This window comes from [Scytonema hofmanni] UTEX 2349, from assembly GCF_000582685.1.
Classification (GTDB): domain Bacteria; phylum Cyanobacteriota; class Cyanobacteriia; order Cyanobacteriales; family Nostocaceae; genus Hassallia; species Hassallia hofmanni.
In genome coordinates this window covers 3,524,934-3,532,131 of sequence record NZ_KK073768.1, presented here as the reverse complement: position 1 = coordinate 3,532,131, position 7,198 = coordinate 3,524,934, and the positions used below count along the sequence as shown (strand labels likewise).

7 protein-coding genes and 2 pseudogenes are annotated in these 7,198 nt (G+C 38.6%); 6 read left to right on the top strand and 3 right to left on the bottom strand.

What is annotated here, in order from left to right:
- Positions 1-328: pseudogene (locus TOL9009_RS39960) on the bottom strand (NTPase); the annotation flags it as partial.
- Between the two features lie 343 nt (positions 329-671).
- Here TOL9009_RS39960 and TOL9009_RS0120950 point away from each other — a divergent pair.
- Both TOL9009_RS0120950 and TOL9009_RS43715 read left to right on the top strand, forming a co-directional pair.
- Positions 672-1,847, top strand: coding sequence for a DNA double-strand break repair nuclease NurA (locus TOL9009_RS0120950; protein WP_029634502.1), 1,176 nt, complete (start codon positions 672-674; stop codon positions 1,845-1,847).
- Positions 1,848-1,874: 27 nt separating this feature from the next.
- Positions 1,875-1,970: a hypothetical protein gene (locus TOL9009_RS43715; RefSeq protein ID WP_242055539.1), complete on the top strand. Its 96-nt coding sequence runs from the start codon at positions 1,875-1,877 to the stop codon at positions 1,968-1,970.
- A gap of 95 nt (positions 1,971-2,065) precedes the next feature.
- Here TOL9009_RS43715 and TOL9009_RS0120945 read toward each other — a convergent pair whose 3' ends face one another.
- A complete protein-coding gene (locus TOL9009_RS0120945) occupies positions 2,066-2,365 on the bottom strand; it encodes a hypothetical protein (protein ID WP_029634501.1) in 300 nt (99 codons plus the stop codon).
- A 132-nt stretch (positions 2,366-2,497) separates the two neighbouring features.
- Between TOL9009_RS0120945 and TOL9009_RS45965 the strand changes: the two are divergent.
- The 4 genes and pseudogenes from TOL9009_RS45965 to TOL9009_RS0120925 form a co-directional block, all read left to right on the top strand.
- Positions 2,498-2,617 (top strand): annotated as a pseudogene (locus TOL9009_RS45965) (Uma2 family endonuclease); the annotation flags it as partial.
- Positions 2,618-2,969: 352 nt separating this feature from the next.
- Complete coding sequence (locus TOL9009_RS48480) at positions 2,970-3,230, top strand: hypothetical protein (RefSeq protein WP_063628696.1); 261 nt, start codon at positions 2,970-2,972, stop codon at positions 3,228-3,230.
- A gap of 436 nt (positions 3,231-3,666) precedes the next feature.
- Positions 3,667-4,146: a hypothetical protein gene (locus tag TOL9009_RS0120930; protein ID WP_029634500.1), complete on the top strand. Its 480-nt coding sequence runs from the start codon at positions 3,667-3,669 to the stop codon at positions 4,144-4,146.
- Between the two features lie 3 nt (positions 4,147-4,149).
- Positions 4,150-6,009 carry a hypothetical protein gene (locus tag TOL9009_RS0120925; protein WP_029634499.1) on the top strand — a complete coding sequence of 620 codons (1,860 nt, stop codon included), beginning with the start codon at positions 4,150-4,152 and terminating at the stop codon, positions 6,007-6,009.
- A gap of 303 nt (positions 6,010-6,312) precedes the next feature.
- Here TOL9009_RS0120925 and TOL9009_RS0120920 read toward each other — a convergent pair whose 3' ends face one another.
- The gene (locus TOL9009_RS0120920) at positions 6,313-7,197 is read right to left on the bottom strand and encodes a DUF4349 domain-containing protein (RefSeq protein WP_029634498.1); all 885 of its coding nucleotides are present in this window, start codon (positions 7,195-7,197) and stop codon (positions 6,313-6,315) included.
- Position 7,198: the final 1 nt, after the last annotated feature.

The window sequence follows — 7,198 nt, the reverse complement described above, 5'->3', positions numbered from 1 at the left end:
AGGCATTTCCCAAAATTTGTTTGACTTCTTGATTCTTGATAAACTGCTTTATCGGTTGCGTATACTTTTTGATGTCATCTTCAGCAAGCTCACCATCTTCTAAATCTTGCTGCATCAGTTGCACAAATTCTGCCAGTGCCATAACTTCAGCTTTCTGAAGGGGTTCTTGTTTGAAGGGTGCGGTTACGGCATTATTTAAGATACTTTTGAAAAAATCTTTAGCGTAGTCTTTGACTAAATCTTCGACAAATTCTTTGCTGATAATAGTCTTGACGAGAAATCCAACTGCTTTTGTAGCTATCCAGGTGGTGAACCATTCAACTATCATGCTGGTGTCTGTTTAGATTTTGACTACGAGTATATACACTAGCTTAATGAATGTTTCCGAATTTATGGTTGATTATACAAATATTATGCCCTCAGGCTGGAAGCCTTTGTGATTACCAACATATTTCAAAACCCTCGCTCTTGCCGCTATCTCGCCTTATAGCGGTTCTCGGTTGAGTGATGTACAAGAACCCCACCCCCAACCCCCTCCCCGCAAGCGAGGAGGGGGCTATGATGTACCTCATGTGATTAGGAAACGCTATAACAACTAACAACTAACAACTAACAACTAACAACTAACAACTAACAACTAACAACTATCAAACAACAAATAGCAAAACTTTATGCTTGACCTTACACAATTAGCGCGACAAATGCAAGGTTTAAGTCAGCATCTGACTTTAGAAGTTGCTGCAAGTCGTCAGCGTTTAGAATTAGCGCAACAACATCTAAAAAATGCTTATGATTGTCAAGATGATTTAGTAGAGCGACAGGAAAAATGGCGCGATCGCATTATCTTTTCTAATGCTACACCAGTTGAGCCATTAGACAGTTGTATCGATATCCCAACTCCACCGAAGGTACATACTGTTATTGCTACCGACGGTTCCCAAATTGCCCCCAACCATCACGAAATTGCTTACTGCTATCTTCTCAACATCGGTAGAGTCGTTTTGCATTACGGACAAAATCTTCACCCGATTTTAGATAGTTTACCAGAAGTATTTTACCGCCCAGAAGATTTATATATGTCGCGGCAATGGGGAATTCGCACCGAAGAATGGATGGGTTATCGACGCACTGCCAGTGAAACAACTGTGTTAGCAGAACTTGCTTGTGAAGAAAAGACGCAAGCACCAACATTAGCGATGGTGGATGGTTCGTTAGTTTACTGGTTTTTGGAACAGTTGCCTGGGGAAGCACGCGATCGCATTTTACCCCCTATCCTCGAAGCATGGAAACAAATGCGCTCTGCTGAAATTCCCATCATGGGTTATCTCAGCGCTTCTCGCAACATTGAAGCGATGAACTTTTTACGTTTAACAGCTTGTTCTCATCCAGTTCCCGATTGTAAAACTTTCTGCCCTAATCAATTAGAAGAAGTACCTTGTAAAATATTTGAACCTTTACGAGATACTACACTTTGGTCAACTCAACTCAAACCAGGACAACGCAGTAATTTATGGCGTAGTAATGCCCATATTTTAGAACAGTATGAAGACCAAAAAATTTACTTTTGCTATGTCCATGTTGGTACTGAAATTGCTCGGATAGAAGTTCCCGCATGGGTAGCAGAAAATACAACTATGTTAGACCAAGCATTAGGATTGATGTTAGCACAAGTGCAGAAAGGATATGGCTATCCAGTAGCGATCGCCGAAGCGCATAATCAAGCTGTGGTCAAAGGTGGTGATAAAGCGCGTTTCTTTGCTTTATTGGAACAACAAATGATTAAAGCCGGCTTGAAAAATGTGGGTACTTCCTACAAAGAAGCCAGAAAACGCGGTAGCATCGCTTAAGAAGCCTTAAAAGGTGACAGAAAAGGGCTGCATAGTATTCGGATTAACAATCAGTATCGAATGTGCTTTGTGTGGACACTAGAAGGAGCTTCTGAGGTTGAAATAGTTGATTATCATGATTGAGGTATGCAGCAATGAGAGTGCCTAAACATCGTCGTGCGATCGCATGATAAATATAGAGTAGAGTGCGATCGCATCGCGGCGTATCACCCCTTTTATCAAAGAGAAAAAGAGCCAAGATTAATACCCACAGTTCTTGACACCATAACAGCAATAAGCACGCCAAGACCTAGTGCCCTACGAAAATAATTAACGCCTTGAAATAATTCTAGCCATGCCCAAGTAAATAAAGAGCCAAAAGCAAGTGCGTCTAACCCTGTATTAATTTCGCCTGTTGGAAAAACTAGTTTGAGCAAACTAGCTGTTACCCAGACAATAATTGGTAGATTTGGCATCTGAGCTAAAACAATATTGCCATCGCTGTCACGGAAGATTTTATCGAATAATGTATTTTGCATAACTTTAAATTGCAACAATCAGCCAAAAGTATTAACTTACAAAAACTACTTGCATTAAAACATTCAAGTCTTTCTCTTATCAAGCATCATTGTGCTGAGATTAGAAATAGAAAAGGAAGAGGCAACCCCAAAATGGTACAAGCAGTAACCAAAAATCTGACATTGGCGGAGTTTCTGCAATTGCCAGAAACGAAACCCGCAAGTGAGTATTTTGATGGTCAAATTATCCAAAAACCCATGCCACAGGGGAAACGCTTTTGGAGTAGCGATCGCATACACCAGATTGCGCTTTTATTGAATACACGTAGAGACGTTCCGCCGGAACGTCTTTACAGGGTTTTGGGTTTTATGCATGTACCTCCTAAGGAGTGAAATATGCTGTATACACATAGAACAAGAAAGCGATCGCACTTATCTAGCTCTAGGTTATCTTTTTGCTACACTTGAAAATTTTTATATATGTGTCTATAATATATTTACCGTATTTTCACTCACATGATTAAATATGGGTGCATCTGTTAGAAGCTGAATTGTGAGAATCGCGAATTCTCAAGGTGTTCGTATTATCAAACCGTTATTAGAATAAAGCGGTATTCACACAGAGGTGGAAATTGAGGTTGATGGCGATCGCCTAATTATTCGCGCAGTAACACGATTACGACTTGGGTGGGATGAAGTTTTTGCAGCAATGGCAGAGCAACATGATGATGTTCTGCTAAATCATATTAATACAACAGACTGCGATCGGGTCAGGGCAAGGGCATCTAAAATTAACAAAAATAAATGGACAAAAGTCCAGTTTTGTCCATTGGACGCAAAAATAAGATTTTTCGTTAATTTTGTTTTTTCCGTAAACGAAAAGTAAAAATTATTATGGCATTGATTCTCAATAATAGAATTTAATGCTAAAAAAGGGATTTATTGAGAATACCCCTTTTAATACCATTTCACAAAAACCTTGATACAAATACAGTAGAGACTCGAAATATTGCGTCTCAAAAAAATTCATATGTATCGCTATTAATATCAATTTAATATGAAGACACATACAAAGAACCCCACCCTAACCCTCCCCGCAAGCGGGGAGGGAACCGGATTTTCCCCTAAGAGCTTGCGGGGAGGGGCTGATCGGGGTGGGGTTCTTTCATGCAGCTTCACAAATAATTGGTATTAACATGAAATGCTATTACTTGATTATTTAAAGCAGAAAACTGCACCTGCATAATTTTATTCATCCCATCATATCATTCAGCAACGCCCAAAACTTTATTACCTTAACAAGTATAAATTAAGAATAAATTATGAGCGATTACGACAGACTAAATGACTTAAAAGATATTTTAGACTTACTCTACGAAAAGCTGGGGGAGTTTGAAAAAGAGTTAATGATGAGTAGTAGTAAACCTGCAAATTTTGAGTTAAAGCAGCGCATTAAGCGAGAGATTCTTCCTAATATTCGTAAATACGAGACAGAATACTGGGAACTTTATCCACAAGAAGCGATTATTATCTCTGATGAGGAAGCAGAAACCCAACTGATTAAGGTAGAACAAGCAGTTGTATCTATCGAAAATATACCTTCTATTACTTATCCTTCAGAACTAATTTCTCTCCTGAAAGAGATTCGATACAAGTTAGAGAAACAAGATAAAGCAGCTTCAGCCAAATTGAAGGTAGTTTTGCCGTTAATTCCTGCGATCGCATCTTACGAAATGGAGATAGGAACAGAGGGATTGATGTACAAAACTTGGGAGAAAATTAAAAAAATAGTTCGGAGATAAGTAATGTCAACAGATAATCGAGAACATAGTTTAAGGGAACTAGAACAAGTCAGGATTCTCTGGCAAGAAAAACTTGCCTTTCTAGAGAAGGATCTTGTTGCTGCTAATAGTGCAGGTCAACGATTTGAATTAATAAAAGGAATTGAAGAATGTCAGCAACAAATTGAAAGAATAGCTAAACAACAAGAAACTTTAAAACAAGAGAGCCAACAAAAAACTTTAGATATCTTGGCTTATTTGTGTCAGAAGGTGCATGACATACCGCTTGTAGACAGACCAATTGAAATTCCTGGTAAAAGTCAAAAAACTGAGCCAGTTGTCGCTGCTCACTGGCAAGAGTTGATGTGCTTTTGGATATCTAAATTGGGTCAAAAAAACAATAAATCGGAGTATTTAGGTATTTTCACTGCTGATGACGTGATATTAATGCTTTTCTCTTCCAATAGATTGCCGAGAGAAGCTCGTGCGTTGTCTAGTTTTGCTATGCAATGCCTAGGAACAGAGCCTGATTTGAGAGACGAGACAGTTAATTTAGTAATAGATAAAGCTATAGATAACCTCAACGAGCTTGATGGTTTCAACAGCAACCGGAATACTTTAATGGACGAAGCATTTTATTCAGTGATGCAGTCCCGTTTTGGAAAGCTATTGCGTGAACGATTGTTACAAGGTTATATACGAAGTCGTGATGCCCGTCGAAATAAGATTGGTGGTGTCTTCTTAAATATAGCAATAACAAACAGTGAAATACTCAATGCAGAAAACGCCACTCAAATATTAACACCCTTTTTAGACGAGTTAACTATCTTCTGTTCGGTCCAAGAACGTGTTTACGCAGCACTGCATTTAGTTGAATTATTTTTTCGTCCACAGGTTCAAAAGAATGGTGCAAGAATAGATTTTTTACCGAACGGACTTTTGCGTAAAGTGGTCAAAGTATTGCTTACGGCTGCTGAACAAAAGGCGGTGGGTAATGATGCAGTGTCAACCACAGCTATATGGGCTATTGTATGGCTAACCAGCGCTAAAATTTGCTATTCTTACACAACCTATACTTTTGCTGATGAAGAACTTGACCTTTTACGGCAAGTTGTTATCAATGAGAAACATGATGCTTTTGCTCGAAGTTGGTCTGCCCTTATTTTGAGTGTCTGTACTTCTGAAAAAACTATATTTGCCCAAGCAGATTGGATTTACGAATGGGCAGTTGTGGCAGATGGAGGGAAGCCTCAAAGGAAATTACCAAAAATATCACCTCTCAATCGTCCGAAAGATATTGAGGTTATGAAAAATTTAGTCTTTTCACATTTACCGATAAAATTTAAAAGAGATGCAGCTATTGGGCTTGGACGCCTAGGATGTTTCATCCCCGAAATGATAGATCCGCTTCTGGAAGTTTTTCAAGATGATACATGCGCTCGTGATAAACGTGACGAAGCATTAGTTTATTTAGTGTTTACAGGTGGTTTTCAAGTAATCTCTGTACTTAGACAGGGATTGAATCGCCCGAAGGATGATACAGATAAATATGACTTATCTGAACATTGTTTTCTAGGACTTATCGGCATGGGTAATGTAGATGCGCTTAAGCAAAAAAATGATAGTCATATGCATGAAAATAAGTTTTTTGCAGAACGAGGTGATCTTATTAATAAACTCAAAGCGAAAGATAGTACTGGTCGATGGGCTTATTACTTCGTTTACATAAGAGCTGCTTTAGAAGAGGAATTCTTGAAAGCACTAGAATCAAATGAAAGTATCGATTTCGAGGATTATGGAAAGGTTATTGGTTCTTGCTATGGAGAAGAACCTAATGATGAGCTAAAAGCTTTATTAAAAGAAAAATATGGGTTTGATGTTTAGAATTTGAGATAAATAAAACATCACTTATATTCCAATTGTATTGAAAATTCAGGGTCTATCTGCCAAGTAATTGCATAAAAGAATTACGAAATGGAGATGGCAACAGATGGATTGATGTACAAAACTTGGGAGAAAATTAAGAGGATGTTTGAAAAGTCTTCTTGTTGGTAGCAAAACGTTTTAGATCCCCCTAAATCCCCCTTAAAAAGGGGGACTTTAATTCCGGTTCCCCCCTTTTTAAGGGGGGTTAGGGGGGATCAATAAGTGCCTAAAATCACAGCTAACCACTTTTCAAACAACCTCTTAGGGCATGTAATGTCCTTTCCGCCAACGATTAAACCCATAACCGATCGCTGCCAAAGCCAATAAATAAGGACTGTAAACCATTAACCAAATACCCAATTTCAGCAAACCAACAGTAAAATCACCAAAAGAATTAGTAGATTTATTCCAACTTTCCTGAAGTTGTGAACCCAAAGCGCGTTGTGTTCCGTTGCTAGAAACTGTGGCTTCTAATTTCAAAGTAATAGTTGAATAAGCAACTTGATTAGTTAAATTTTTTAATTGAGCATCAATTTGTTCTATAGATTGTCGCACCTGACTAAGTTCTTGAGCAACACTTAACACATCCCGAACAGAACCAGCACGATCCATAATTTTCTGTAAATTGGCTTCTGTTTTCCGCAAGTTAGTTAATCTTGCTTGAAAATCAACTAAGCGATCGCCTACATCTTCAGCGCTAATATTACGACTTTCTACGGTTCCCAATTTGGCTAATTCATCTAAAGTAGGTTTTAGTAAGTTTTGCGGTACTCGCAACTGTATTGATGCGGTGTGAGGGGCGTTTGTTTTTGTCGGTTGTTGTTCTTGTAAACTAATTAAATCTCCTTGCTGTTTATTGATAATTTCGGAGACGGCATTAACACTTTTATCTACAGAATCAACAATCAAACTTATTGCCGCTTTTTTGATTAATTGCGGACGGGAACGAGGTACTTGGGCAGTTTCAGCAGTTTGAGATATTGCAGTATCACTCGCAGCACCACCTGTGGGTTGACTTGCTGTTGTCTCATTCTTCAGTGCAGCCGATGGTAGGTTAGGTGCAGAAGCACAACTTGTAAAAATTACTCCTCCCATGACTACAGTCAAAAGTAAAGTCGGTTTTCGTGTCGCATTAGTCAAAGTCATA